This is a genomic window from Nostoc sp. (genome assembly GCF_036917635.1).
Taxonomy (GTDB): domain Bacteria; phylum Cyanobacteriota; class Cyanobacteriia; order Cyanobacteriales; family Nostocaceae; genus Nostoc.
The window spans coordinates 85,001-110,551 of record NZ_JBALCW010000018.1; the positions used below are offsets into that span (position 1 = coordinate 85,001).

General features: G+C 41.9%; 24 protein-coding genes, 2 tRNA genes and 1 pseudogene. 11 read left to right on the forward strand and 16 right to left on the reverse strand.

From position 1 onward, the window contains the following. Positions 1-61: 61 nt before the first annotated feature. From rplK to rplS, 5 genes are all read right to left on the reverse strand, one after another. On the reverse strand, positions 62-487 hold the full coding sequence (gene rplK / locus V7K32_RS04515; RefSeq protein ID WP_334990728.1) for a 50S ribosomal protein L11: 426 nt from the start codon (positions 485-487) through the stop codon (positions 62-64). Positions 488-493: 6 nt separating this feature from the next. Continuing rightward, positions 494-1,135: a transcription termination/antitermination protein NusG gene (gene nusG, locus V7K32_RS04520; RefSeq protein ID WP_334990730.1), complete on the reverse strand. Its 642-nt coding sequence runs from the start codon at positions 1,133-1,135 to the stop codon at positions 494-496. Continuing rightward, positions 1,135-1,356, reverse strand: coding sequence for a preprotein translocase subunit SecE (gene secE / locus V7K32_RS04525; RefSeq protein ID WP_334990732.1), 222 nt, complete (start codon positions 1,354-1,356; stop codon positions 1,135-1,137). Before secE ends, nusG begins: the two co-directional genes overlap by 1 nt. A 179-nt stretch (positions 1,357-1,535) precedes the next feature. Further along, positions 1,536-1,608: transfer RNA gene (locus V7K32_RS04530), tRNA-Trp, on the reverse strand. Between the two features lie 146 nt (positions 1,609-1,754). Then, complete coding sequence (gene rplS, locus V7K32_RS04535; RefSeq protein WP_273766612.1) at positions 1,755-2,117, reverse strand: 50S ribosomal protein L19; 363 nt, start codon at positions 2,115-2,117, stop codon at positions 1,755-1,757. A 154-nt stretch (positions 2,118-2,271) separates the two neighbouring features. On the opposite strand from rplS, the gene V7K32_RS04540 reads away from it, so the two are divergent. Continuing rightward, positions 2,272-3,216: a glycosyltransferase family 2 protein gene (locus tag V7K32_RS04540; RefSeq protein WP_334990734.1), complete on the forward strand. Its 945-nt coding sequence runs from the start codon at positions 2,272-2,274 to the stop codon at positions 3,214-3,216. Positions 3,217-3,631: 415 nt separating this feature from the next. On the opposite strand, the gene V7K32_RS04545 is transcribed toward V7K32_RS04540, so the two are convergent. After that, entirely contained in the window at positions 3,632-3,880 is a 249-nt protein-coding gene (locus V7K32_RS04545; protein ID WP_334990736.1) for a hypothetical protein, read from the reverse strand. A gap of 84 nt (positions 3,881-3,964) precedes the next feature. Further along, positions 3,965-5,161, reverse strand: a complete 1,197-nt coding sequence (locus tag V7K32_RS04550) for a hypothetical protein (RefSeq protein WP_334990738.1) — start codon at positions 5,159-5,161, stop codon at positions 3,965-3,967. Between the two features lie 799 nt (positions 5,162-5,960). Here V7K32_RS04550 and V7K32_RS04555 point away from each other — a divergent pair. Beyond that, complete coding sequence (locus tag V7K32_RS04555) at positions 5,961-7,025, forward strand: glycosyltransferase (protein ID WP_334990791.1); 1,065 nt, start codon at positions 5,961-5,963, stop codon at positions 7,023-7,025. Between the two features lie 194 nt (positions 7,026-7,219). Here V7K32_RS04555 and V7K32_RS04560 read toward each other — a convergent pair. The 3 genes from V7K32_RS04560 to V7K32_RS04570 all read right to left on the reverse strand — a co-directional run bounded on the left by V7K32_RS04560 (position 7,220) and on the right by V7K32_RS04570 (position 8,970). After that, a tRNA-Ala gene (locus V7K32_RS04560) sits at positions 7,220-7,292 on the reverse strand. A 65-nt stretch (positions 7,293-7,357) separates the two neighbouring features. Next, complete coding sequence (locus tag V7K32_RS04565; protein WP_334990740.1) at positions 7,358-8,086, reverse strand: HAD family hydrolase; 729 nt, start codon at positions 8,084-8,086, stop codon at positions 7,358-7,360. Continuing rightward, positions 8,083-8,970, reverse strand: a complete 888-nt coding sequence (locus V7K32_RS04570; RefSeq protein ID WP_334990742.1) for a class I SAM-dependent methyltransferase — start codon at positions 8,968-8,970, stop codon at positions 8,083-8,085. Before V7K32_RS04570 ends, V7K32_RS04565 begins: the two co-directional genes overlap by 4 nt. Before the next feature lie 390 nt (positions 8,971-9,360). Between V7K32_RS04570 and V7K32_RS04575 the strand changes: the two genes are divergently transcribed. Next, entirely contained in the window at positions 9,361-10,542 is a 1,182-nt protein-coding gene (locus V7K32_RS04575) for an RtcB family protein (RefSeq protein WP_334990743.1), read from the forward strand. A 65-nt stretch (positions 10,543-10,607) separates the two neighbouring features. Further along, the gene (locus V7K32_RS04580; RefSeq protein WP_334990745.1) at positions 10,608-11,492 is read left to right on the forward strand and encodes an ATP-grasp domain-containing protein; all 885 of its coding nucleotides are present in this window, start codon (positions 10,608-10,610) and stop codon (positions 11,490-11,492) included. Positions 11,493-11,841: 349 nt separating this feature from the next. On the opposite strand, the gene V7K32_RS04585 is transcribed toward V7K32_RS04580, so the two are convergent. Then, the gene (locus V7K32_RS04585; RefSeq protein WP_334990747.1) at positions 11,842-13,143 is read right to left on the reverse strand and encodes a dihydrolipoamide acetyltransferase family protein; all 1,302 of its coding nucleotides are present in this window, start codon (positions 13,141-13,143) and stop codon (positions 11,842-11,844) included. Positions 13,144-13,704: 561 nt separating this feature from the next. Here V7K32_RS04585 and V7K32_RS04590 point away from each other — a divergent pair. Further along, entirely contained in the window at positions 13,705-14,175 is a 471-nt protein-coding gene (locus V7K32_RS04590) for a hypothetical protein (protein ID WP_334990749.1), read from the forward strand. A 159-nt stretch (positions 14,176-14,334) separates the two neighbouring features. On the opposite strand, the gene V7K32_RS04595 is transcribed toward V7K32_RS04590, so the two are convergent. Then, positions 14,335-14,784 (reverse strand): YlqD family protein, encoded by a 450-nt coding sequence (locus V7K32_RS04595; protein ID WP_334990751.1) that lies wholly within the window; start codon positions 14,782-14,784, stop codon positions 14,335-14,337. A gap of 42 nt (positions 14,785-14,826) precedes the next feature. Then, entirely contained in the window at positions 14,827-16,803 is a 1,977-nt protein-coding gene (locus V7K32_RS04600) for an AMP-dependent synthetase/ligase (protein ID WP_334990753.1), read from the reverse strand. Between the two features lie 170 nt (positions 16,804-16,973). On the opposite strand from V7K32_RS04600, the gene V7K32_RS04605 reads away from it, so the two are divergent. After that, entirely contained in the window at positions 16,974-17,120 is a 147-nt protein-coding gene (locus V7K32_RS04605) for a hypothetical protein (RefSeq protein ID WP_334990755.1), read from the forward strand. A 289-nt stretch (positions 17,121-17,409) separates the two neighbouring features. Here the strand turns inward: V7K32_RS04605 and V7K32_RS04610 are convergent, their stop codons facing one another. Beyond that, positions 17,410-17,832, reverse strand: a complete 423-nt coding sequence (locus tag V7K32_RS04610; RefSeq protein ID WP_334990757.1) for a CVNH domain-containing protein — start codon at positions 17,830-17,832, stop codon at positions 17,410-17,412. 233 nt (positions 17,833-18,065) lie between these two features. Between V7K32_RS04610 and V7K32_RS04615 the strand changes: the two are divergent. The 3 genes and pseudogenes from V7K32_RS04615 to V7K32_RS04625 form a co-directional block, all read left to right on the forward strand. Further along, positions 18,066-18,569 (forward strand): annotated as a pseudogene (locus V7K32_RS04615) (RidA family protein); the annotation flags it as partial. Positions 18,570-18,582: 13 nt separating this feature from the next. Then, a complete protein-coding gene (locus tag V7K32_RS04620; RefSeq protein WP_334990759.1) occupies positions 18,583-18,768 on the forward strand; it encodes a hypothetical protein in 186 nt (61 codons plus the stop codon). A gap of 11 nt (positions 18,769-18,779) precedes the next feature. Beyond that, on the forward strand, positions 18,780-18,881 hold the full coding sequence (locus tag V7K32_RS04625; protein ID WP_334990761.1) for a tetratricopeptide repeat protein: 102 nt from the start codon (positions 18,780-18,782) through the stop codon (positions 18,879-18,881). 311 nt (positions 18,882-19,192) lie between these two features. Here V7K32_RS04625 and V7K32_RS04630 read toward each other — a convergent pair whose 3' ends face one another. Both V7K32_RS04630 and V7K32_RS04635 read right to left on the reverse strand, forming a co-directional pair. After that, positions 19,193-19,849, reverse strand: coding sequence for a (2Fe-2S) ferredoxin domain-containing protein (locus V7K32_RS04630; RefSeq protein ID WP_334990763.1), 657 nt, complete (start codon positions 19,847-19,849; stop codon positions 19,193-19,195). A 60-nt stretch (positions 19,850-19,909) separates the two neighbouring features. Continuing rightward, positions 19,910-20,167, reverse strand: a complete 258-nt coding sequence (locus V7K32_RS04635; RefSeq protein WP_334990765.1) for an Asr1405/Asl0597 family protein — start codon at positions 20,165-20,167, stop codon at positions 19,910-19,912. Positions 20,168-20,679: 512 nt separating this feature from the next. On the opposite strand from V7K32_RS04635, the gene V7K32_RS04640 reads away from it, so the two are divergent. Beyond that, positions 20,680-21,234 (forward strand): Dps family protein, encoded by a 555-nt coding sequence (locus V7K32_RS04640; protein WP_334990767.1) that lies wholly within the window; start codon positions 20,680-20,682, stop codon positions 21,232-21,234. 658 nt (positions 21,235-21,892) lie between these two features. Next, the gene (gene carB, locus V7K32_RS04645; RefSeq protein ID WP_334990769.1) at positions 21,893-25,159 is read left to right on the forward strand and encodes a carbamoyl-phosphate synthase large subunit; all 3,267 of its coding nucleotides are present in this window, start codon (positions 21,893-21,895) and stop codon (positions 25,157-25,159) included. The last annotated feature ends 392 nt before the right edge of the window (positions 25,160-25,551 follow it).

A 25,551-nucleotide genomic window follows, 5' to 3' on the forward strand; every position in this document is an offset into this window, starting at 1 on the left:
TTAGGAGTAAGGAATGAGGAGTTACTAATTTAAAACTGATAACTCATAACTCATAACTTTTTTACTCTGTGATTGTTACACCCATATTTTTAGCCGTTCCTGCCACAATCTTCATTGCCGCGTCTATGTCGTTGGCATTAAGGTCGGGGAGTTTGGTTTGGGCTATTTCTTGCAATTGGGCTTTGCTAATTGACCCAACCTTCTTTTTGTTGGGTTCATTCGAGCCTTTTTCAACTTTCGCCGCCTTCCGAATTAACACTGATGCTGGTGGCGTTTTGAGGACAAATGTAAAACTCCGGTCTTCAAAAACCGAGATTTCTACAGGTATCACCATTCCAGCTTGGTCTGCTGTTTTGGCGTTGTACTCTTTGCAGAACATCATGATGTTAACGCCATGTTGACCCAAGGCGGGCCCGACTGGCGGTGCTGGGTTGGCTTTTCCAGCATTCAGGGCCAGTTTAATGACCGCCACTACTTTCTTCGCCATTTGTATTTAACTCTGTTTCTCTACCTGATTAAATTCCAGTTCTACTGGTGTATCCCTGCCGAAAATTGAGAGCAAGGCTTTAAGTTTACTCCGTTCTGGAGAAACTTCAATCACCTCGCCTTCAAAATCTTTAAATGGGCCCGAAAGCACCATTATCTTATCACCAGTAGCCATGTCAATTTTGAGAACCGGCTCTTGTTCGCTGGTTTGTTTGAATATACGTTCGACTTCTGAAGAACTCAGTGGTATGGGGTTCACATGACCGCGACCCTTACTGCTACCACGTTTTTGTTCTGCACCGACAAAGTTAATTACATGGGAGGTGTTTCGTACTACCTGCCAGGTATCATCATCCATCATCATCCGCACCAGCACATAGCCAGGGAAAACTTTTTCTTCTGTATGCTGGCGACTGCCATCTTTGCGGATTTTCACCGCCGGCGTTTGCGGAATTTCTACCTGAACAATTTTGTCGGCTACATCAAAAGTTTGAATGCGTTGCTCTAAGTTAGTCTTTACACGCTTTTCACAGCCTGAGGCTACTTGCACTGCATACCAGCGTGCTTCTTTTGACGCTGCTTCTACTGTTTCTCCTGTTTCCTCCGACTGGAACGTGGAGTTACGAGGTTCGTCTGTTGCAAAAGTCATCAGAACACCTGTTGTGCTGCCCAACGAAACAATCCATCGACCAAGTATATCAAAGATGCGGAGAGTGCAACCATTAACAACACAGCGGCGGATTCGCTCACTATCTGTTTCCGACTGGGCCAAACTACTTTATCAAGTTCTTCTTTGGTTCCCTGTATGAAGTTGTTAAAGCTAAACCCATTTGTGGTTTCTGGCAATTCTGCTTCACTTTTTTTGGCCACGACCCTTAATTCTCCCGTTTGTCACTCAATTTTGGTCATCCAGGTTTGCAGTTTCGACTCTATTTCACTTACTGAAAGCAAAACAACTACAAATACAATAAGTTTACCCGAAATTATTATCGCTAACTGCTAATATAGCAGTTGCGTAATTATTTCGGGCTTTGTTTTTTGCTCTTGAGCGCGCCCTGGAGGACTTGAACCCCCGACATCAGGTTTTGGAGACCTGCGTTCTACCAACTGAACTAAGAGCGCACAAGCTGTTTTTGATTCAGTTATTGCGCTGAACTAAATTTTAGTCTAACGCAACACCCAATTTTTATCATACCTCAATTTCGCCCTTGAAAACAAGTTAGCGGCAGATGCCGCTTAAGATTTCTCTCATACTATTGAAGGACGAATCACAAAGGGCGGTCAAACCGTTGCTTGATTCGGGTTGCCTTACCTACGCGATCGCGGAGATAATACAGTTTAGCACGGCGTACCTTACCACGACGTAATACTTTGATGCTGTCAATCCGGGGAGAATGCAACAGAAACACCCGCTCAACGCCCACACCTTGAAAAACTTTACGGACTGTAATAGTTTCGTTGATGCCACCGTTGCGCATGGCAATCACTACTCCCTCGTAGGGTTGTACGCGGTATTTTTCGCCTTCCTTGATTTTCACTCCCACTTTTACGGTGTCGCCCACATAAATGTCGGGCAGATTTGATTTTATTTGTTCCGCTTCAATGGAGCGGATAATCTCTTGAGCATTCATAGTCTTTGGTGTCTGCTTAAAAAAATCTCACGATTATCAATGATAAATCGATAATCCTATTTCAGTCTACTTGTTAGGATTGATAATTTTACTGATACAACAGCCTAAAGTTCAAAGCTATATTGCAGAATGCTGTTACACAGGGGTGAAATTTATGAAATTTAGCGTCGTCATCAGTACCTATAATCGCTTAAATTTGCTACAAAGAGCAATTGACTCGGCTCGTAACCAAACAATCGAGTGTGAGGTGGTTGTTGCCGATGACTGTTCTTCTGACGATACCCAAACCTATATTAAAAGTTTAGGGGACAAGGTTGTTTACCATCGTAACGAAGTGAACCAGGGCCATGCAGCAACGGTAAATGCTGGAGTTGCCAAAGCTAGCGGCGACTGGATTAAATTTTTAGATGATGACGACTATTTAGCACCTAACTGCATAGAAGAGATGATTAAGGCGATCGCACTTCGTCCCGATGCTGTAATCTGCTCTTGTGTGGCGGCTCAGGTGGATGGTAATGAAGTTGAACTCAGTCGCACTCCCGAAGTTGGCCCCGGTTTAGCTTTTTATATCCCACAAGCCGATATTCACTACGGTATGCTCTTAGAGCTTGTACCATTTGGTACGCCTGTACAAGTAGCTTCCCGACGTGATGCTTTCGTAAAAAGTGGTGGTTGGGATTCCACACTCGATGCTAACTGTGATGATATCGATTCCTGGATTCGGATTGCCCAGTTTGGCGATGCAATTTTCCTTAATCAGTGTCTGGCTTACCGCACCGTCTGGCCTGGTGCTTATAATCAAAAGTTTTCTTTGTCTCGACGGTTAGCTACAAATATTTTGATGAAGGAAAAAATTTATGCTTTGGTAAATGAGCAACATCGCTCAAAGATTCCTCTACTTCAAGATATCAAAAATTACCTGAAACTCCATTGGAGTTTAGTAGCACTGAAGCAAAAAAATTTCAAGAGTTTTCTTTCAATGATAGATCCTTCTATAATTTCTCCTCAGTCTTGGAAGTTTTTGCTAACAGCTGCCTCATCACGCCGCGCTCAGGGAAACAATTCTCAAGTTCGCAAACTTGTGTTAATTGAGTCGTAACTTTTTAGGTGACGATGGTTTTTGCTGTTAAAAACTTAGCATTTACAAAAGTGAATTAGTAGATAATTTCGGAAATTGGTGACTAATTGAGAGTTGAAATTGAAATGTAACGAGAAATCTGAGCAGCAGCTTTTACTGCTCAGATTTTAGTGAGGGCGCAGAGTCTGTTTTCGTCAATTCGCTATGAACTTATGCAATTTAGTACTGGCATGTACATTTTCGCCATACTATGATAAATCTGAGCGCTAGACGAGGGAGCATCCCAATTTTGGCTTAAATCTTTTCCCTCACCCCCAGCCCCTCTCCCATGTTTGGGAGAGGGGAGACATAATTCTAGTTCCCCGAATCCCATAGATGGGATTCGGGGAAAGGGGATGAGGGCTATCAAGGTTTTTGCACCTGACGGGATGCTCTCCTAGACGATGACGTTACTACCGACTACCAGATTTGTCGCGGTGAAATTATCCAACGTTGCGAAGGTTATAAAAGGAGAATAACTAGGATAATAATAAATAAAGACTTCAACTAGTGTAGAAGTATCCGATTGCACAAACTTTAGGTTGCCATCAGCGCTGGGATTGCTGCTACGACAGTCTTCACTATGCCTAATCGCCTTTAACAGGTCATCGATGATCGCATAGACAGTAATAATTTCGTTTAACATATTCCCCTCCGTTTTTCATCTCTGGAGGGTATTTTATTGCACCAAGCGATCGCCTGAATCAATAACTAGCAACTTCGCTTATTACTATCCTGCGGCAGTATTTTGTATAAGGCGATTATAGAAACTACCATATGTGTTTATCTTATTCATCATCTCTATGTTACTATTAACGCTTCCGGCGAGATTATATTCATAGCTTAACGAATCAGTCGCATTAATATAAAAATCGTAATCAGTATTCCCAGCTTGAGGTTGAATGTCTAGATAATAAGTTCCTGCATTTAATGAAATGCTTAGGGATGGGTTGCCCGTAACACTACCATTTGAGTTATACACCCCACTATTTCTAGAATTTACAACCTGACCGTTACTGTTCAATATTTCCTCACCTACGCTTCTAGACAAGCCATAGTCATATATCGTAACAGTACTAGCTTGACTCAAATTAAATTGATAATAGTCCGACGGCTCGGATGAGCCAACGTGTCCTAGTACTAAAGTATAATTTGACCCGATTGTAAGTTCGGGAGCAGTACTTAATGTGTTTCCTGCATATTCACTAGCAGCTTGTCGTCCTTCAAATACTCCATATTCATCAAAATGTTCAAGTAGATTGATGCCTTTCAAAGAAACCAAATCGGGATTATTTGCTTTATAGAAACCAGCATCAAAATAGGGTGAAGATTTACGCCCTTCATTTATCCCATTGATTTCAAAGTGCTGCAACAACTGGCTGTTGTTCAAATTAGCTAAGTCTTGGTTGTTAGCGCGATAGTAGTTAAAGTCAAAATAGGGTGAGAAATTACGACCTTCATTTATCCCATTGAGTTCAAAATGCTGCAACAGTGCAGAATTTGTTAGGTTTGTGAGGTCAGAGTTAAGCGAATTATATATGTTAAGATTGAAAACCGGACCAAAGGTACGTCCCTCAGTAATACCATTGTTTTCCAGATGATTAAATAATTGCTCGTTGTTAAAGCTTGCAAGGTCACTGTTGTTAGCACGATAGTAGTTAAGGTCAACAAGTGGAGAGAAACTGCGTCCCTCAGCTACACCATAATTCTCCAGATGATTCAACAGTTGGCTGTTGTTGAAGTCTGCCAGGTCAGAATTGCTAGACCGATAAAAACTTAAATTAATCAGTGGTGAGAAGGAACGGCCTTCATTTAAACCATAAGCCTCGAAGTGTGATAAAGCTTGAGCATCATTTAAACCAGCTAAGTCAGTATTGGCACTACGATAGAAATTGGGATCAAATACACTTGATATACTTAGGGACATACACCCTCCAGAATTGATTTTATACGATTCGCCTGTCAACTAAATATACTACTCCCGGTTCGCCCATTTTAAATTGAGTTAGAAAAAAGCTGAACGATTTAATAGGGGTTTCACCCCATAATACAAATGTATTTTCGTCCCGACTTTGCGCGATCGCATAAGAATAGAGTTTTTAGAGCAGGGTGGTAGTTCAAGGTAAATTTAGGGGAATGCCTAAAACCATTACTACACCTAGATTTTATATTTTTCGGCAATTTCTCGAACTCCAAAAAAAATGAGCTAACCGGGAGATACTATTTAAAAGTTTGTTGGCAAGTGGCACCTTGGGTTTCAATTGAGAAATTTTCGTACATACACTCAAGAACCAGACGAGATAGAAGCATTAATTATTTTGATAAATTTTTATCCTAACAGTGCTTTCGTATTCCCGGCAGAACGTGGTGAGCATGTCTCGGTTCCTGGGCTAGGAAGGAATGGCACTAAGAAAAGGGAAAATCGTTGAGGTAGCAGGGGTGCAGAGAAGCGCAAGAGCAGGGGAGAAGAAGAAATTTTAGGCATACGAACGGATATTTAGAAATTCCCCTCTGCACCTCTGCAATCCTTAGCTGGAGAATTTTGGAGTTTTACCCCGATTTATCGAGATGTTAATGAATAAGTCTTTAAGCTAAGTAATTAGTTATAAGCGCTCTTGGTCAGTTCGCACTACTGACTCCTTTTGAGTTGTCATTGAAGACCTCAAGAATTATTTTTATTTCCACTCAGTTACTTATCTTGATTTTTTATACATATCTTAAAGATGATGCGAATCGTACATATTTTGAACCACGTTCAAGAAATAGGTAACGGTATTGTGAATGTGGCTGTGGATCTGGCTTGTTTACAGGCAAAATCGGGTCATCAGGTAGCGGTTATTTCCGGTGGTGGTGAATATGAGAAGTTACTAAATATCTGTGGTGTAAAACACTACCAACTAGACCAAGCTAGGAAACCGATAAGTATTATTAAAGCATCTGTGCGTTACCTGGCGATCGCAGCAGAATTTCAGCCGGATATCGTTCACGCCCACATGATGACGGGAGTTATCCTAGCCCGGATTTTTAAAGGGCATAAATATGCTTTAGTTTCCACAGTCCACAATGAATTTCAGCGTTCTAGCCTATTGATGGGTTTAGCTGATAGGGTAATTGCCGTCAGCAAGGCTGTACGAGATTCTATGGAAAAGCGCGGTATCCCAGAAAACAAGTTGCGGGTAGTATGTAATGGAACTTTGGGCAGCCCCCGCACCCGACAAATACAAGATTATCAAGCTTTACCATTACAACGTCCAGCGATCGCAACTGTAGCCGGGATGTATCAACGCAAGGGTATTGCTGAGTTAATCGCTGCTTTTGAGCAAATTGCCTTAGATTTTCCCCAAGCGCATCTTTATTTGGTAGGAAATGGCCCTGATAAACAGCTATTTGAGGCACAGGCAGAAGCAACTTCTGTCAAAGAACGTATCCATTTTGAAGGCTTCCAGGCAGAACCTCAACGCTATCTGATATCTTGTGACATATTTGTGCTGGCTTCCCACCGCGATCCTTGTCCTTTGGTACTTTCGGAAGCAAGGGAAGCTGGAAATGCAATCGTTGGCACTCAAGTAGACGGGATTCCTGAAGCTTTGGACAATGGCGAAGCAGGACTTTTAGTGCCAGCAAAAGATAGTAATGCTTTGGCTGGAGTTTTAGTGCAATTACTGAGTAATGCCGATATGTTGCACGAATGGAAACACCGGGCAAATCAAAACCTACAATGGCTGAGTGTTGCCCGCGTCCATCAGGAAACACTGGCGGTGTATCGTGAATTAGTTACATCAGAGCGTTAGGGGAACCTTATTAGGCGCACTGGCTTCTCTGCGCCTAATAAGGTTCGTTATTCCGTAACTCTTGCGTAAGTCCTATGATATTTAGCCGAGTTTTACAGGCTGATTTTGGACAATAATTCTTTAAAACTGATTTAATTGCTGAAAGCCGCGAAAATACGTAATTTATGCCCCTGAACTTGGAAAAAATCGATAAATGGAGAATAACGGATTTGAACCGATGGCCTCTGCGGTGCGATCGCAGCACTCTACCAACTGAGCTAATTCCCCAAAATTCGTACAAAGTCAAGAGTAATATTACTCATTAACTCAATATACTATCACCATATAGTATTCTAACATTCAGTTATCGATGGTTGAGGCTGTTTTTGAGAATAAACCTTCTGCACGCGTTCGAGTTCCAAATCACTGAGATAATCAACAGTCCAGTTACAGCAGCGCTGGAGCATGTGGAATGGATAAGTATTCGCTACACCTACAACTTGCATTTGCGATCGCTTTGCTGCTTCGATACCTGCTGGAGTATCTTCAATTGCCAGACATTCGTGTGGTTGAAGATTTAATTCTGGATATTCTTTATTTAGGCGTTTCACTGCCAGTAGATAACCATCAGGTTCTGGTTTACTGGTGGTAATGTCATCACCGGCGACGATAATTTTAAAATGTTCAGCTAGTTTAGCTCGATCGAGTACCAATTCTATTTCTTGACGAATAGCACCACTAACTAAACCTAGTTTTAGATTTTGCGATCGCACCTGAAATATTAAATCTTCTACGCCTGGATATAAAGGCAGTTTCTTGATTTTATCTAGTTCCACCACATAGGCTTGGGCTTTGCGGTAGAGCAATTGAGTTAAATAGTTTTCGTTACCGACTCTACCACGATTAGCGAGTAGTTGCCCAAAACAAGCGCGATCGCTGCGTCCAAGACAAGCTTGACGCTCGCTTACGCGTTGGGGTTGGAGATTTTCTTGAATGAGAATCTCATCTATCAGTTGCAGGTGGATTGGCTCATCGTTAATGATCACACCATTAAAATCAAAGAGAACTGCCTTTAAACTCATGCCCTTATGCCAAATGCTGGAGATCCAAGTCCCTCCAAATCATTATTATCTATTGATGTGGGAGTATACCGACGGATATTTTCGGTTGAGAGCGGTTTAACGCCCCTAGTTACCTGATTTATCCACCATACATCCTGCGATCGCACAGCTTCAAATCCGGCTGCACCCATATTCGCCTCTACGCTACTAGCAGCATATTCACGAATATATGGCTCCTCAAAAACATCATTAAGCCATTCTAACTGACGCAGAGTCTTCTGATTCCCATCTAGAATTAATACTTGCCCTCCAGCTACCAGCAACCGGAAGCTTTCGCGCAGAATTGCTAGAGACACTGCATCTGGTGTTTCATGGAATAGCAAAGAAGCTGTCACTAAGTCAAATGTTGCATCTCTAAAACCAGTTTTTTCAGCATTCCCGTGTCGCCAGACTATATCTAAACCAGCGTTTATAGCTTTATCTTCTGCCCTTACCAGCATATATGGTGATAAATCCAAACCAATAACTTCCGCTTCGGGGAAAGTCTGCTTTAACATTAAAGTAGTGGAACCTGTACCGCAGCCTAAATCGAGTATGCGTCGTGGTTTTACCTTCACGGCATCAACTAAAGCCTGACGGACAATATTTTCATTCGGTGGCAGAACATATTGGGTAATCGGATCGTAAGTAACTGCTGCACCGTAATTCAGATATCCACCTGCAATCCCGTGAAAGTTTTGATTACTGTAGTACAAGGGAATTATCACATCATCTCGTCGATAGTGATCGCCCTCTTTCTCCCAGTCAATACTATCAGCGTAACGCCGTAACCCGTCTTCATCAATCAAAAGACGCACTACAGGGGATAAGAAACGTTCCCAGATTGTATCTTGACGCACTGCCATATTCTGTCAGAACTCTAAGCGGCTATTTAAACAGAGTAATTTTCTTTACAAATTTTAATACATTTGCTAAACATCTGCTGTCACTCTGTGGTCATAGGTTGACTTTTGTAATTTTATTTATTACGCTTGTAGTATAAATAGTAGTTCTTCAGCTTTACGAAAATTGAGCAAGCCAAATGAAAGACAATAAATATTTAAATTGCTACAAATAACTAGTAGTATGTCAAGTTTAAATTGATGGGTAAGCAAGTTCGTAATAAGGACTAAAATCCTTACTACAAACCCTGGAAAGTCACTAGATAATGGGTTATAAGTCAGACAGATAATTATCAATCAGTAAAATCTACCCAATCCAAAATCTAAAATTTAAAATCCAAAATACAAAAAATTATGCCCTACGAAAAGTTAGAAATTACCACGCCAGCACCCGTATTATCTTGGGCGAATCACTCTTTGGGACTAGAAGAAACTAAGATGGCAAAGAATGTCGCATCACTACCATTTGTGTTTAAGCACGTGGCACTAATGCCAGATGTTCATTTAGGAAAAGGTGCCTTAGTGGGTTCTGTAATTGCAACCAAAGAGGCAATTATACCGGCTGCTGTGGGTGTGGATATTGGTTGTGGAATGAGCGCTATCAAAACATCATTTACCGCCGAACAATTTGAAGGTAAACTGAAGAAAATCCGCCTGGATATTGAAGCAGCAATTCCGACTGGATTCAACGAAAACAAAGACGTTGAAAAATCTGTTAGCAATTGGCAACACTGGGAAGATTTTAAAGACTTGCATCGCGGCGTGCAAGACTTACAAAGTAAAGCCATGAGACAGATGGGTTCTCTGGGTGGAGGAAACCACTTTATTGAAGTGTGCCTTGATACAGAGAATCAAGTTTGGCTGATGCTGCATTCTGGTTCGCGTAACATCGGCAATAAACTCGCCCAGTGTCATATTCACACAGCTAGAGAATTAGCAAAAATGGCAGGCAATAAATTACCTGACCCTGATTTAGCTCATTTTGTCGCAGGTACGCCAGAATTCCAAGCATACTGGCACGATTTGCAATGGTCACAAAACTATGCGCGTGTCAACCGCGATGTGATGATGGCGCGTTTTAAGCACATAGTTGAGAAGCATTTGGTAGGTGGGAAGGCAACTAAACCTTTATTACAGGTTAATTGTCATCACAATTACGCCGAAAAAGAGGTGCATTTTGACGAGGATGTATACGTTACTCGTAAGGGTGCAGTCCGCGCCCAGACTGAAGACTATGGGATAATTCCTGGTTCGATGGGAGCAAAGTCTTTCATCGTTAAGGGTAAAGGTAATGCTCAGAGTTTCTGTTCTTGTTCTCATGGTGCAGGGCGTTTGATGTCTAGAAATAAGGCAAAAAATGTCTATACGCTTGATGATTTAATTGAGCAAACAAATGGTGTTGAATGCCGCAAAGATGAGGGGGTGTTAGATGAAATTCCTGGTGCTTATAAGTCGATAGAAAAAGTTATGGAAAATCAAGCAGATTTGGTTGAAGTTGTAGCAACACTCAAGCAAGTTCTTTGTGTGAAGGGATAATTTATGTAAAGTGGGTAATGCCCACTTTTTTATTTTTTTAAACGCAGAGGCACGCTGAGAAATAAATGATTGTTTTAAGTGAATCAACCGAACAAATAGAGCTATCTGCTAGCGCTAACGAAAATAAATTGATGACTGAGGCGGCACAATTATTAGGGTGCAAAGTCTACTATATCCCGCGAGATTTAGAACGATGTGGTACAGCAGAAAATGCTCTATGGCACATTCCTAATTATCCTAAAGCAACTGTAGGTGTCTGGATAGGTTATATTCCTGAGTTTCAGCGTTACAAAGCTATATATTATGCAGCTTTGGCTAAGGGGATAAAACTACTCAATACTCCTTTAGAACACCAGACAGCGCTAGAATTTGACCTATTTTATCCTCACTTAAAACGATTGACACCTGAGAGTTTAGTAATTACCTCAACAAACGAATGTATTGAGGCTGGTGAATTATTAGGATTTCCTCTGTTTGTCAAAGGCGCAGTTCAATCTATAAAAATGCAAGGATGGAAGTCTTGTGTAGCAAATAATCAAGAAGAATTAATCATAATTACAGAAGGGTTATTAAAACTTAAATATCATTCACGAGGTAGAGTTATTGTTAGGAAATTAGTAAAATTGCGATATACACGCCTAGCCCCAAATGGTTTTCTAATGGGAAGAGAGTTTAGATGTTTTATTTATAATCAGCAGATTCTAAAATATGGATATTACTGGGATGGGCAAGATGACTTGAGCAAGTTATCAAAACCAGAAGAGGCGCAAGTATTAAAGTTAGCAGTCTTAGCTGCTGAACGCCTTAGTGTTCCTTATATAGCAATTGATATCGGGCAATTAGAAAGTGGAGAATGGATAGTGATAGAAACAGCCGATGCACAATTTGCTGGTTTGAGTCACATTCCTGCACTTGAATTGTGGAATAAGTTAAAAGATATAAGCTACTGATGCTTTTTCGCTTTGAGTCATGAAAAACTTTCCTTTTATGACAATACGGTTCAGTTAAGGCTAAAACTCTTTGTCAAACTCAATTTTTTTAACGTTCGCGGAGCGTGCCGGAGGCATTACCGCCAAGGACGCAGACAGAAGAAAGAAATGCTTAACCCAAGCGTATTGCCTTTGATCAGTCATTATTAGCTTTATCTATACGATGTATACAAGCGAATCATACTAAAGTTCACAATTCTAAATTCGGCGGCAGGGGTTTAGTTTCTGATTTAATTTATTGTTAGCGCTACTCTACGAAAACTACTACTCGCTCATAGCGCTAACATTTAAATTTGGTATCTTTTCAAAATTACATTGTCAAAGATTGAGGATTTGTCTCAATCAATTTCGCTAAATCTTGCAAGAACGCCGCAGCATGGGCACCGTAAATAATCCGGTGGTCAGAAGTAATATTCACTTGCATTTGTTGCCGTACACTAAATAAACCGTCGGGTGTTGCTACCACTTGCGGACGTGATGCCCCGATCGCTAAAATTGAACCTTGTCCAGGCGGTAAAATCGCATCAAATTTATCTACGCCAAACATCCCCAAATTCGACAGGGTAAAAGTACCACTGTTGTATTCTTGAGGCTGTAATTGTTTAGCCCTCGCACGTTCTACCAAAGACTTCCAAGTCCGCGATAGAGAATAAATATCTACTCCATCGGCATTTTGCAGCACAGGCGTAATTAATCCGCCATCATCCATCGCTACTGCTACGGAAATGTTGATATCAGAATGATAAACAATACCCTGCTCTGAGTAGCTAGCATTTAACAATGGGTGTTTTTGCAATGTCACTGCTACAGCTTTCGCCAGTAGCGCTGTCATTGTCACGCCTTTGGATTTAATTTGTTTATAAAGTTTGTCTAACCCATCAGTGGTAATTGTATAACCGACACGGAAAACGGGCACGGATATGGTAGCTACCATGTTCCGCACTACGGCATTTTGGAAGGTAGTTAGAGGGACGATTTGACCAGGAACAGCCGCTACTGCTGGCGTGGGTGCGGGTGTGCGAGGTGCTGGGGGGGCAACTGGGGCGCTGGTTGGTACAGGTGCTGGGGGGGCAACTGGGGCGCTGGTTGGTTGTTTGCCCTTATTGGACAATGCTTCTACATCTTCGGCGACAATGCGACCGTGGGGGCCACTACCTTGGAGTGTAGTTAAATCAACTTTGAGTTCTTTCGCTAATTTGCGAGCCCGGGGTGAAGCTACAAGTCTTCCTTCTTTGTGGTTAGACCCGTTTTGAGACGCTAAGGCAGGTGTGGCGGCTGAAGCTGTGGCGGTGACTGGTTCAGGGGAAGCGGTAGTAGTAGCAGCCACGCCGGAGGAATTGGCAAGAGATTTGGCCTGTTCAATTTCAGCTTCCGTTTCGGCGATGAAAGCGATCGCAGATCCTACCGGGGCAGTTTCACCAGCTTCAACTATGATATGGGCAAGAAAGCCTTCATAAAAGGTTTCTACATCCATATCTGCCTTATCTGACTCTACAACCACCACTGTTTCGCCTTTTTCCACTTTGTCCCCTGGCGATTTTACCCAGGAAACGATTTTGCCTTCGGTCATGGTAGAACTCAGCGCCGGCATAAATACTTCGTGAATGCTCATAGGGTGGTTTGGAAATCAATGGTTTATGGAGTTTAACAGTTTTTATCAGATCGAATTGTATCTTGGTGGGAGAGTTTTGGACTGGATATTTTATATTTTAGGTTCGGGATTGGGGATTGGGGACTTGTACTGAGCGAAGCCGAAGTATTGGGCATGGGGCATTGGGGATGGGGGAGATGAGAGAGCAGTGGGGGAGTTCCTAACTCCTAACTCCAGGAACCTAAATATAACTTAGAGGTCTATAATACAGAGCTATCCTCAATAGACATCTCCGACAAGGAATGTAGAGACGGGAAATTTCGCGTCTCTACAAGGGTTTCAGGTTACGCATATTTAATTTCTGGAGATGTATAATGGTTAGCCAATATCTCGATCTCGTTTTAGTGGTTGACTTTGAACAACCATCATGAGTTTCTTAAGGATTAAATGGGATTGCTATTTATATTCCTCATAACCACTGCTTAAAATACAGGAGCTTCTCACAAGTAGAGGATATGGGATACAGTTCAATCTAGAATTCAAAATTGGTCATAAACCTATTTGAAATTCCTGTTTACTTTTATGTCGGCAAAGTTGAAAATCTTTTTGATTGTGATACTAAGTATCTTTGCGACTGCTGGCGCTGGAGTTTATATCATCCACCGCCAGCCATCTGCACCGATTGTTGAGACTACTGATGCACAAACCCAGCAAGTGGCAGCAATACATCAGTCTCAAGAGGTTGTGGCATACCCAGAGCGTTCCGATTATAAAACTATACCTCTAGAAAAGCTCAACTCATCTCTCCAAGGTAGCGATCCTGCTACCCTCGCCCTGAATGCCTTTGACGACATAGGATCAGTGGGAGGAACGCGAAAGGTAGAGGTAGCTTATCCACAACGAAATCAAGCCTTTGTGACGATTACGCAAATCAAAGGGGGTGATGATTTAGTTGGCATAAAATATCGAGTTGAGATGACTACTTTCGGGCGATCGCTTTTTATTAGCTCACCTCCAGTCTGGCAAATTGTTTGGGCTGGAGTCAGGAATTAGTTAGGAGTTAGGAGTGAGGAGTGAGGAGTTAAGAGTTAGGAGTGAGGAGTTAGGTAAGAGTTAGGAGTGAGGAGTTAAGAGTGAAGAGTTAGGAATTTAAACTCATAACTCATAACTCATAACTCATAACTAATTCCTGACTCCTCACTCCTAACTTTATTAAATGTCGCCGCGAATTTCTTCTACAACGCCATCGCGCAGAACAATTTCTACCTGCATTTTGCTAATCAGGTTATCACCAATCTCTACCCGGAAAAAGCCTTCCATTTGGAATTGGTTGACTTCTTGATCTTGCTGAAGAAACTGCACTTGCTGGAGGTTTTGCAGCAATTGATTTTTCTGCTCTAGAAATTCACTTTTCTTTTGATTGACTTGGAGTTGGATATTGTCAATTTGTTGGAGGGTCTGGGGGCCTGGTGGTTGCAGACTCTGCTTTTGAATTGCAGTAACTGCTCTTTGTCCTTCTACGTCTAGCTGTTGCAGTTGCTGATCGAGTTGATTGATTTGCGTTTGCAACTGCTGTTGTACTTCCTCTTTCCAAAGGGGAGTCACAATAACTTTGACGTTAACAACACGTTTCAGGAGCAAGTTAGATTTGGAGACATCCATAAATATTTCACGTTCACTCTTACTAGTTGGGAGGTGGAATCATCAAGCAAACATGCCGTCAATAATATCGTGATAGCGTTCCGTGACGACGTGTCGGCGAACTTTTAGTGTTTGTGTCATCAAGCCATTTTCGATAGAAAACGGTTCCAGAATCAGTTTAAACGTTCCGATGCGGTCATCCGGTCGATAACCTGGACGATTTTGCACTTCCCGATTCAATTCTTGCCGAAATAAATCCTGGATCATTTTACTCTCGAAATCAATTTTTTGACTATCTGAAGAAGCAACCTGATCGTTGTGCATATCCAGTGTCAGATTTTGACTTGCTGCCCATTTTTCTAAGGCTTCGACATTGGGGACAATTAAGGCTCCCAGGCTGCGCTGATCTTGGCCGACGAGCATAATTTGATCGATGTATGGCGATCGCAAACACACATCTTCAATCGGCTGTGGCTCGATGTTTTCCCCATTAGTCAATACAATCGTATCCTTTGCTCTGCCAGTTAGCACCAAATCGTCTTGTGGTGTCAGCCAACCCAAATCGCCGCTATCAAACCAACCTTCAGCATCAATTGCTTTCGCTGTCGCTTCGCTATTTTGGTAATAGCCTTGCATAATCTGCGGCCCCTTCAACAATACTAAGCCTCCCTTCTCTACTGGCAAAGGCGCTTTTGTCTCAGGATCTACGATTTTAGCTTCTGTAGCGGGTAGTGGTTGCCCTGATGCACCAATCAAATTTCGCCAAGGACGCCGCACATGGGTAACAGGAGAAGTTTCTGTCAAGCCATAACCTTGCAAAATCTGCACACCAATAATTTCAAAGAAGTTATCTATGTGTCTGGGAAGCGCACCGCCGCCGCTAATCATCTGCTTAATTTCTCCTCCTGTAGCTTCTCGCACTTTGGCATAAACCAGTCGTTCTCCCAGAGCATGGAGGGGTAATAAAGCAGATGCTTGGATCTTAGCTGATAATCGTTCGGCGGCTGAAGCATGAAGATTATTTAAACTCAATCCTTGAGCAACTCGCCGCGCTTTTATATATTTCTCGCTATTGCCGATTAAAAAGTTAATTAGGCGTTGTTTATTTACTGGTTGCTCGCGGAACTGCTTTTGTACTCCTTCATAAATTGATTCCCACAGGCGGGGTACACCCACCATGTAGTTGGGTTTAAATTGTCTCAAATCGGCTTTTACCGAGCGCAAGTTGGTATAAACTTGCGTGCAACCTTGAGATAGTAAATAATATTCAACAGCTCGTTCGTAGCTGTGCCACGAAGGTAAGATACTGAGAACGATATCGCCCACATTTGGTTGCAATACTGTCCCCATAGTTATCACTTGGTGGAGCAAATTCCTATAAGACAGCATTACACCCTTGGGTTTACCTGTGGTGCCAGAGGTATAAATTAGGGTTGCCAGAGCCTCACGATTTTGCTTGACTGGCACAAAATTATGATTTTTCCCAATTTCGAGTAACTGGGCAAAGTTCAGCACTTTTAGGGTTTCCTCTGTCGGTGGTGGTTCATCCGAAAGTAATATTACCACCTGAATTGGTAAATCTTTGAGGCGGTCTTGCAGTTTTTTAAGTGTCTTTAAATCCTCAACTACTATTGCCGTACTGCCACTATTAGCGATGATAAACAGCAGTTCTTCTTTTTCCGCTTGGGAGCTACGCACCGCATCAACGGCTCCAGCAGTCATTATGCCTTGATCGGCAATGAACCAGCGAGGACTGTTGTCAGAAATTAAGGAAATGCGATCGCCTACTTTTACTCCCAACGCCTGCAACCCAGCAGCAAATAGTTGCATTTGCTCTGCCAACTGAGTATAAGTAATCACGATTTCTGGTTTAGTGTGAGGGCTACGGAGGGCGACAACATCACCAAATCGTCCAGCTGCTAAAGGCCAAATTTCTGGTAACGATTCCACATTTGTGTAATCTACCAATCGCTTTAATGCCTCGCGTTCTTGTTCACTAATGTTAGATAAAAAAGAAGACGTGGTTTGGGTTTTTGACATAACACCTTACCTAAATATCGTAAACGGATCGTTTTTCAGCTTATTTTGTTATTAGGCTACAATAACCGTCCTTATTATCCACATTCTCTTCTGTGTATGATAATTCCAGGAATTCCACGTTTATATTTACAAAAATTTATGTTAAAGTTAATTTACATAGACTGCAAGCAATGATTGTGTTTGCAGCTAAGAACAGCGATGTCTACGACGGGCTATTCGGCGTCGCCTACGTTTCACAGGAGATGATTACCTATGAATTTGATAGACCCTATAATGCTAACGCTGCTCAACATTGCTGCTTGCATAGCGTTCCCTAAGCTTTTAGCTCTTTTTATGGCTGAGAAAACCAAACTTACTGAAGCGTTGCCGAATGGTTCCAAATTACAAGTAGCTAAAATTGAACTTACCAGTTTTCCTTATTGTACAGCTTATGGATTGACAGGTAGCCAATTCTGTAAATTTAGTCCTAATTTCTGTCCTAATTGTTCTCCGAATTGATGGACAAATTGCCAGTAAATTATTTTAAAATTTAGATGAAGTAGTTTATCTACTTCACCTAAATTTTGGCAACACAACCGACTTTAACGTAGGCAGCCTAATGTCTACCTATGAATAACGCAAAACTCCATTATTATTGTATATTCCCTTAATCAAAATTGATGTTGATCTATATCTGCCATCAATTCTGCGACAACTTGCCGTTAAGGTAGCTCCAGCAATATCAATGCGCCGACAAGAATCTTGATAACTACTAGCGGATCTGGGGTTACTACTATAAAGCAAAACTCCATTGCCATTGAATATTCCCCGAATCAAGATTGATGTTCGGTTGTATGTGCCATTAATTCTGCGACAACTTGCCGTTAAGGTAGCTCCAGTAACATCAATGTTCCGACAGGAAGCTTGATAACTACTAGGATCGGTGGGTGCTGCAAAAGCAGCATTAATAGGAATTGTAGCGATGATTGCACCACAGGCCGCAAGAGTCATTAAACGTTGTGAACGACTTAGCTTGGTGAAATAAGACATTAGTTTCCTCCTTTGAGAAATTAAGTTTTATTGCCCTTCTTTTACATGAAAAAGGACAATATAAATACTACCATCTGTGTTCAATAGGTAAGTATGAAAATTTATAACTATATCATTGCGAGTACAACGTTCGCGTAGCATCTCATAGAGAAGCAATCACAAAAACTTTGACGATTTTACATTTTGTTACAGGTGAGCTTACAAGTTTGCTAATGCTTGAAGAGTGCGATCGCAATGCTGACCTAACTGGTGCGATAATGCCAGATGGAGAAGTCTACAAGCCGATCGCTTCTGAAGCGGAAATCGGTAAACAGGAAACATCGTTAAAGAAAGTAATATCTATGACCCGTAAAGTAATTAATACTGATAACGCACCCGCTCCAGTCGGCCCTTATAATCAAGCGATCGCAGCTTCAGGTCAATTTGTATTCATCGCTGGACAAATTGCCATCGATCCTCGTCTTGGTGATGTCGTCTACACTGAGGATGTCAAAAAGCAAACTGAGCAGGTATTAGCTAATCTTGAAGCCATCCTCACAGCAGCTGGTGCAACTTTTCAAGATGTGGTGAAGACCACTGTATTTTTAGCTGACATGAATGATTTCGCGGCGGTGAATGCCATTTATGCTAAATATTTCCCGGAAGATACAGCCCCAGCACGAGCTTGTGTTCAGGTATCGCGCTTACCTAAAGATGTGTTGGTAGAAATTGATGCGATCGCTGTAATTAGCGGTTAAAAGGAACGTATCAATGAGCAAAATATTAACGCTTACATTTGATGGTTCTATTTTGCGATGCAAATTCCATATTCCTGCTCTAAAAACTCCATCACTTCTTGTAGCACATCGGCTATATGTGGCTTTTCGCAAGCAATTACGTTGTCTAAAAGATGTTTATGGCGATCGCCTCTATAACTTTGGAAATGGCGCGGTATAACTTACCGCTTAATGGAGCGTTACCCAGAAGCCCTACAAGATTTTGACCGCGCGATTGAACTTGACCCCAAATATGCCTGGGCGATCTACCTAAAATCTTCTAAACAAAACTAGAAAAGGGTTTCAGTCCACTTAAGTGGACTTGCGCTATGAGCCTGAGATTTCAATCTCTGGTGGACGCACGGGTAGGCGCAAAATTCCACCTAACTTGTCGTTCCGAAGACTGGCGGCTAAACCCAATTGCATACAAATATTAAGCGATCGCTACTACTACTTTGCCTTTCTTATGACAAATCGTAGGCGATCGCTTAATTTGAAACTCTTACAAATACTGGGCTAAAGCCGAATGCCGAGTATTAATGGAACACACTTAATGAAGATATTATGAAACTTTTTCATTCAATTGTCAAGATTTCGCTAATTTTTCAGCAAAACTTAGTATTAAATATCGCCCCTTTCCTTAAATTCTCTGGCTGCGTTTCTAAACTCTTGTCAGCAAAATGCTTATCCATCAACGCTGGAACATCTGTAGCTTGAATCCGGCTATGGCGCGTTTTATCTGGCATAACTAAGTTAGGCCCAGCTTTACAATTCTTCATACAACCAGTACCCTTGATTGTAACTTGGTCTTCTAAACCGCGATCGCTTAAAGCCGCCTCCAACGCCTGACAAACTGCTTTACCACCGCGTTTCATACAATCAGACTTTTGACATACCAAAATCGTGCTTTTAGTCTTAGCTGGTTTTACCTGGACATTATCAATAGATAGGGGTTCAACGGGTGCAGCGATGGTTTGAACTGTCGCCATTTCAGAACGCGCCGCCATCACACGTACAGCTTTGAGTGTAACTTTGTCTTTTTTTATATCGTATTCTTTATAACCAACAACTTGTAGCCAAGTACCTGGTGGTAACCGCAAGTCAAAAGCAGCCCGTAAATCTTTAGCGAATTTAATATAAAACTCACCCTCATGAGTCCCCAGCATTAAGCCTTTAAGCTTATAGCCATCTTTAATAACAAAATCTATAAATCTGCCCTCAAGGCAAAATTCTGATACTTCAATACTGTCAGATGCACCCATTTTTTAACCTCTTTTTAATTAATACAAACTATCAAGCAAGATATTCTCAGTAGCTAAAGATTAGAACTGTTGGTAGCGATTTTTCCAGCAACACTCAAGATTCCAAATCTGGTCTTGACGGGAGGCCGTTAATCGCCGTATCACACTCCAAAGTTGAACAACTGTCATAGGAGAAGCAATTTCAACTTGTAATGGCTGGTTAGCCGTACAACTACAGGGAATGTCTAACTCCTTTAGACGTTGATATACTTGCCAGCGATCGGCCCAATTCACCTCTACAAGGTGGTTGCTTTCTACTTCTGAACTAAACGATTTCAAGAGAATTACCCTCAAAGTGCAACAAACTTGCAGTAACTACCGCCATTTAGGGACTTCCAAATAAAAAAATACTCAACTACTTCTTGTGGGGTGGGCAACATGAGCGCCCTTGTATATGGGCGCTCATGTTGCCCACCCCACAAGATTGGGGAAGTTATTTGTTGGAAGTCCCTTAACACTCTGCTTTTTGAAACTCCGTAGACTTTCACCTCTTAAAACCAGCATACCTTAAGTGCAAACAATTCTCAATAATTTTGGAAAAAAATCAAATTTTTGCAGCCATCCCATACTGAGATGGGAAAATACATATTTAACCTAGTTTGTCAATGATAATGATAAAACTATGCAATTTGATGGGTGTGCGATCATCTAGCCGACAATCAACTTGAGATTTTTAGTAAGCAAAAATACAAAATATTGTGATGGCGAATTGGCTTGCTCTTATTATTAAAATGTTAATATGTTAAGAATAAGCAGTTAAAATCTATAACTGTTAAAAAGAGAAGAACACAATGGCTGAAACGCAAACTTTGTTACGGAATTTTGGTAATGTATATGACAACCCTGTGTTATTGGATCACAGCGTAACTGCACCAGTAACAGAAGGATTCAACGTTGTATTAGCTAGTTTCCAGGCACTATACTTGCAGTACCAAAAGCATCATTTTGTAGTTGAAGGCTCAGAATTTTACTCTCTGCATGAGTTTTTTAACGAAAGCTACAACCAAGTCCAAGACCACGTTCATGAAATTGGAGAACGTTTGGATGGACTGGGTGGTGTGCCAGTAGCCACCTTCAGCAAATTAGCAGAATTAACTTGTTTTGAACAAGAATCTGAAGGTGTATATTCTTCTCGCCAAATGGTGGAAAATGACCTAGCTGCCGAACAAGCAATTATCGGTGTAATTCGTCGTCAAGCTGCTCAGGCAGAGAGTTTAGGCGATCGGGGTACACGCTATCTGTACGAAAAGATTTTGTTGAAAACTGAGGAACGTGCATATCATTTATCTCACTTCCTTGCTAAAGACAGCTTAACTTTAGGGTTTGTCCAAGCTGCTCAAAGTTAAAACTCTCATAATCTAGATTTGTCTACCTAGACTGAAACAAAAAGTTAGCAGCACTAACTCTTAAAATATTATAAAAAATGGCAGAGAATGGTATTCGTATCTATCTGCCATTTGTAATCTAACTAAACATATTTTCATAACAGTTAACGTTGCACATATTTAGCAATTACTTAGATAGTTAATAAATATTTTTAGTTAAAAAAATTATTAATATTTAATAATTAGATAAATCCATGCCATAATAAATAACCATTTGTTGCCAAATTTCATCAAATTAAATAACAAAGATTCGCAAAAACTTTAAAATTTTTAGCATCCTAATTAAATAAAATTAGAAATACAAAATAATCTTGGGAATTTGGCATGGGGAATTGGGACGAAACAAGGTAGTAGTCTGTCAACATAAAAATGACGGATGTAGAGACGCGAAATTTCGCGTCTCTACAAGGTTTTGCATAGTACAAACAATCTCCCAAAATCAAATTGACAGACTAGTAGAAACTTTTTCAATAATTCCCCCTTGTCTTCCCTGCTCCCCCTGTTCTCCCCACTCCCCTTTACGAGCAAACTTAGAAAACTTAATAATAAAAAGCACGACAAGGGGTAAAGACCCTTAGAATAATCAGGATTTGTATTCTCGTACTCCAAGGCAACGACTATGCCCCGCCGTGATGACCTCCGGAAGATTCTACTGTTAGGCTCTGGCCCAATTGTGATCGGACAAGCCTGTGAGTTTGACTACTCTGGCACTCAAGCCTGTAAAGCGCTCCGAGAAGAAGGCTATGAAGTGGTTTTGGTCAACTCCAACCCTGCAACAATTATGACCGACCCGGAAACGGCCGATCGCACTTACATTGAGCCGTTAACTCCAGAATTGGTCGAAAAAGTCATTGAGAAAGAACGCCCCGATGCTTTATTACCTACAATGGGAGGACAAACCGCCCTCAACCTTGCCGTTGCTTTAGCCAAAAATGGGGTGTTGGAAAAGTACGGCGTTGAGTTAATCGGCGCTAAACTACCAGCCATCGAAAAAGCCGAAGATCGAAAACTTTTTGGTCAAGCAATGGCCAGGATTGGGGTAGCTGTCTGTCCCAGCGACACAGCCGAATCTTTGGAAGAAGCCAAAGCTGTTGCTCGCAAAATTGGTACTTATCCCCTAATTATTCGTCCAGCTTTCACAATGGGTGGAAGTGGCGGCGGTATTGCTTACAACCAAGAAGAATTTGAAGAAATGGCACAAGTTGGTATAGATGCCAGCCCCGTCTCCCAAATTCTCATTGACCAGTCTTTACTCGGCTGGAAAGAATATGAACTCGAAGTAATGCGTGATTTGGCAGATAACGTGGTGATTATCTGCTCCATCGAAAACCTTGACCCTATGGGCATCCACACTGGCGACTCAATTACCGTCGCTCCCGCGCAAACCCTCACTGATAAAGAATATCAAAGGCTGCGGGATATGGCAATTAAAATCATCCGCGAGATCGGTGTGGAAACTGGCGGTTCTAATATCCAGTTTGCCGTCAATCCGGTTAATGGGGATGTGGTTGTAATTGAGATGAACCCCCGCGTTTCTCGCAGTTCGGCTTTATCTTCCAAAGCTACGGGTTTTCCCATTGCCAAAATTGCCGCAAAATTGGCTGTGGGCTACACCTTGGATGAAATTCAAAATGACATCACCAAGAAAACTCCCGCATCCTTTGAGCCGACAATAGACTATGTGGTGACAAAAATTCCTCGCTTCGCCTTTGAAAAATTCCCCGGTTCTGACCCAGTGTTAACAACCCAAATGAAGTCTGTCGGGGAAGCAATGGCAATTGGGCGGACATTTAACGAATCCTTCCAAAAGGCGGTGCGATCGCTCGAAACCGGACGCGCTGGTTGGGGTTGCGACAAAGCCGAAAAATTACCCAGTGGTGAACAAATCCGCGCCCAACTGCGGACACCTAACCCCGATCGCATTTTCTCTGTGCGCCATGCCTTGCAACTAGGGATTAGTGCTGAGGAAATCTACGAACTAACTGGTATTGACCCGTGGTTTTTAGATAAATTTCAGCAATTGCTAGATGTCGAGAAATTCCTGAAGCGGACACCTTTGCAGCAATTGACAAAAGAGCAACTTTATGAAGTGAAGCGAGATGGATATAGCGATCGCCAGATTGCTTATGCCACCAAAACCACCGAAGATGAAGTTCGCGCTTACCGCAAGTCACTAGGGATTATCCCAGTTTATAAAACTGTAGATACCTGCGCCGCTGAGTTTGAAGCGTTTACTCCCTACTACTATTCTACCTACGAAGAAGAAACAGAGGTTTTGCCCGCAACCAAACCAAAAGTGTTGATTTTGGGTGGTGGCCCCAACCGCATTGGACAGGGAATTGAGTTTGACTATTGTTGTTGTCACGCCGCCTATGCTTTACACAAAGCAGGGTATGAGACGATTATGGTCAACTCTAACCCAGAGACAGTTTCCACAGACTACGATACTAGCGATCGCCTTTACTTTGAGCCTTTAACAAAAGAAGATGTCATTAACATCATCGAAACTGAAAATCCAGTTGGGGTGATAATCCAGTTTGGCGGACAAACACCACTAAAGTTGGCTATCCCATTACAAGAGTTTCTTACTAATAACACTTCTAAACTGGTGACTAAAATTTGGGGTACATCACCAGATTCTATCGACATGGCAGAAAACCGGGAGCGGTTTGAAAAGATTCTCCAACAGTTAAATATTGCTCAACCGCCGAATGGTATTGCTCGGACTTATGAAGACGCGCTGATTGTCGCCAAACGGATTGGCTATCCGGTGGTGGTGCGTCCCAGTTATGTGTTGGGGGGACGGGCGATGGAAATCGTTTATTCCGATGCTGAGTTGGAACGCTACATGACTTTTGCGGTACTAGTGGAACCAGAGCATCCGATTTTAATTGATAAATTTTTAGAAAATGCAATCGAAGTGGATGTAGATGCGATCGCCGATCATACCGGACGGGTAGTAATTGCTGGTATTATGGAACACATTGAGCAGGCGGGTATTCACTCAGGAGATTCTGCTTGTTCTTTACCTTCGATTTCCCTATCACCAGCAGTTCTCAACCAAATTCGCACTTGGACAGTGCAGCTAGCGCAAGCGTTGTCAGTTGTGGGGTTGATGAATATTCAATTTGCCGTTGTCGGCGCAAGCAGTTATTCTCCGCAAGTTTACATTTTGGAAGCCAACCCCCGCGCCTCGCGTACAGTCCCATTTGTTTCTAAAGCAACGGGCGTACAGTTTGCGAAACTAGCATCCTTAATTATGTCAGGCAAAACCTTAGAGGAGCTACATTTTACCGAAGAAGTCATTCCCACACATATTGCTGTAAAAGAAGCAGTATTACCCTTTAATAAATTCCCCGGAACTGATACAATATTAGGCCCAGAAATGAGATCCACTGGTGAAGTGATGGGGATTGACAGCGACTTTGGCCGGGCTTTTGCTAAAGCGGAAATGGGTGCTGGGGAGCGTTTACCACTAAGTGGAACTGTATTTGTATCAATGAGCGATCGCGATAAAGCATCTGCCGGTGCTGTGGTGAAGGAGTTTATCGATTTGGGCTTTACAGTGATGGCTACTATTGGTACACGGCGAGTTCTTCTCGAACAAGGATTAAATATTGAATTAGTGCTAAAACTGCATGAAGGCCGTCCCCACGTCCTAGATGCAATAAAAAACCAGAAAATCCAACTTATTATCAACACACCTTCAGGGGAAGAAGCCCACACTGATGCTAGGTTAATCCGCCGCACAGCTTTAGCTTACAAAATTCCCATCATTACTACCATCGCCGGTGCCAAAGCTACCGTTGCCGCCATCCGTTCTTTACAAAATACAACCTTGGACGTAAAAACCATTCAAGAGTACTGTCCGATTGCGAAGGAGTAGGGAGTGGGGAGTGGGGGGATGAGGGAGCAGGGGAAGCAGGGGGAGAAGAACTATTAATATTGTCCAATCCCCCATTCCCCATTCCCCATTCCCCACTCCCCAATCTCAGCAAAAATTAAGTAATTGTTATAAGAGAATGACTATAGTTCTCATTAGAGATACTTTTACAAATATGAGGAAAATTATTTGAACCTGAGAATTTCTTAAATTGACTTTTAGTCAGCCTGGAGAGAAAGGGCGACATTGCCTGAACTGGAACAACCAGGAAATTTAATGTCGCCATATAGCCAAAGTATTCTCATAAATGTTACAATTGTTAATAAGGCTCCAATACAAAAATGTTTAAGAAGCTACCTTTTATCTAACTGTAGATACTTGTAATAACTAGGAAA

What these genes read in the sequence shown, in the direction of transcription:
- V7K32_RS04605 (WP_334990755.1), top strand. Translation starts at nt 16,974, where the DNA reads ATGATTGTGTTTGCAGCTAAGAACAGCGATGTCTACGACGGGCTATTC.
- V7K32_RS04585 (WP_334990747.1), bottom strand. Translation starts at nt 13,143, where the DNA reads ATGAGCATTCACGAAGTATTTATGCCGGCGCTGAGTTCTACCATGACC.
- V7K32_RS04595 (WP_334990751.1), bottom strand. Translation starts at nt 14,784, where the DNA reads ATGGATGTCTCCAAATCTAACTTGCTCCTGAAACGTGTTGTTAACGTC.
- V7K32_RS04575 (WP_334990743.1), top strand. Translation starts at nt 9,361, where the DNA reads ATGCCCTACGAAAAGTTAGAAATTACCACGCCAGCACCCGTATTATCT.
- V7K32_RS04610 (WP_334990757.1), bottom strand. Translation starts at nt 17,832, where the DNA reads ATGTCTTATTTCACCAAGCTAAGTCGTTCACAACGTTTAATGACTCTT.
- rplK (WP_334990728.1), bottom strand. Translation starts at nt 487, where the DNA reads ATGGCGAAGAAAGTAGTGGCGGTCATTAAACTGGCCCTGAATGCTGGA.
- nusG (WP_334990730.1), bottom strand. Translation starts at nt 1,135, where the DNA reads ATGACTTTTGCAACAGACGAACCTCGTAACTCCACGTTCCAGTCGGAG.
- V7K32_RS04570 (WP_334990742.1), bottom strand. Translation starts at nt 8,970, where the DNA reads ATGGCAGTGCGTCAAGATACAATCTGGGAACGTTTCTTATCCCCTGTA.
- V7K32_RS04545 (WP_334990736.1), bottom strand. Translation starts at nt 3,880, where the DNA reads ATGTTAAACGAAATTATTACTGTCTATGCGATCATCGATGACCTGTTA.
- V7K32_RS04630 (WP_334990763.1), bottom strand. Translation starts at nt 19,849, where the DNA reads ATGGGTGCATCTGACAGTATTGAAGTATCAGAATTTTGCCTTGAGGGC.
- V7K32_RS04580 (WP_334990745.1), top strand. Translation starts at nt 10,608, where the DNA reads ATGATTGTTTTAAGTGAATCAACCGAACAAATAGAGCTATCTGCTAGC.
- carB (WP_334990769.1), top strand. Translation starts at nt 21,893, where the DNA reads ATGCCCCGCCGTGATGACCTCCGGAAGATTCTACTGTTAGGCTCTGGC.
- V7K32_RS04555 (WP_334990791.1), top strand. Translation starts at nt 5,961, where the DNA reads ATGCGAATCGTACATATTTTGAACCACGTTCAAGAAATAGGTAACGGT.
- V7K32_RS04620 (WP_334990759.1), top strand. Translation starts at nt 18,583, where the DNA reads ATGAGCAAAATATTAACGCTTACATTTGATGGTTCTATTTTGCGATGC.
- V7K32_RS04590 (WP_334990749.1), top strand. Translation starts at nt 13,705, where the DNA reads ATGTCGGCAAAGTTGAAAATCTTTTTGATTGTGATACTAAGTATCTTT.
- V7K32_RS04625 (WP_334990761.1), top strand. Translation starts at nt 18,780, where the DNA reads ATGGAGCGTTACCCAGAAGCCCTACAAGATTTTGACCGCGCGATTGAA.
- V7K32_RS04550 (WP_334990738.1), bottom strand. Translation starts at nt 5,161, where the DNA reads ATGTCCCTAAGTATATCAAGTGTATTTGATCCCAATTTCTATCGTAGT.
- V7K32_RS04600 (WP_334990753.1), bottom strand. Translation starts at nt 16,803, where the DNA reads ATGTCAAAAACCCAAACCACGTCTTCTTTTTTATCTAACATTAGTGAA.
- rplS (WP_273766612.1), bottom strand. Translation starts at nt 2,117, where the DNA reads ATGAATGCTCAAGAGATTATCCGCTCCATTGAAGCGGAACAAATAAAA.
- V7K32_RS04640 (WP_334990767.1), top strand. Translation starts at nt 20,680, where the DNA reads ATGGCTGAAACGCAAACTTTGTTACGGAATTTTGGTAATGTATATGAC.
- V7K32_RS04540 (WP_334990734.1), top strand. Translation starts at nt 2,272, where the DNA reads ATGAAATTTAGCGTCGTCATCAGTACCTATAATCGCTTAAATTTGCTA.
- V7K32_RS04565 (WP_334990740.1), bottom strand. Translation starts at nt 8,086, where the DNA reads ATGAGTTTAAAGGCAGTTCTCTTTGATTTTAATGGTGTGATCATTAAC.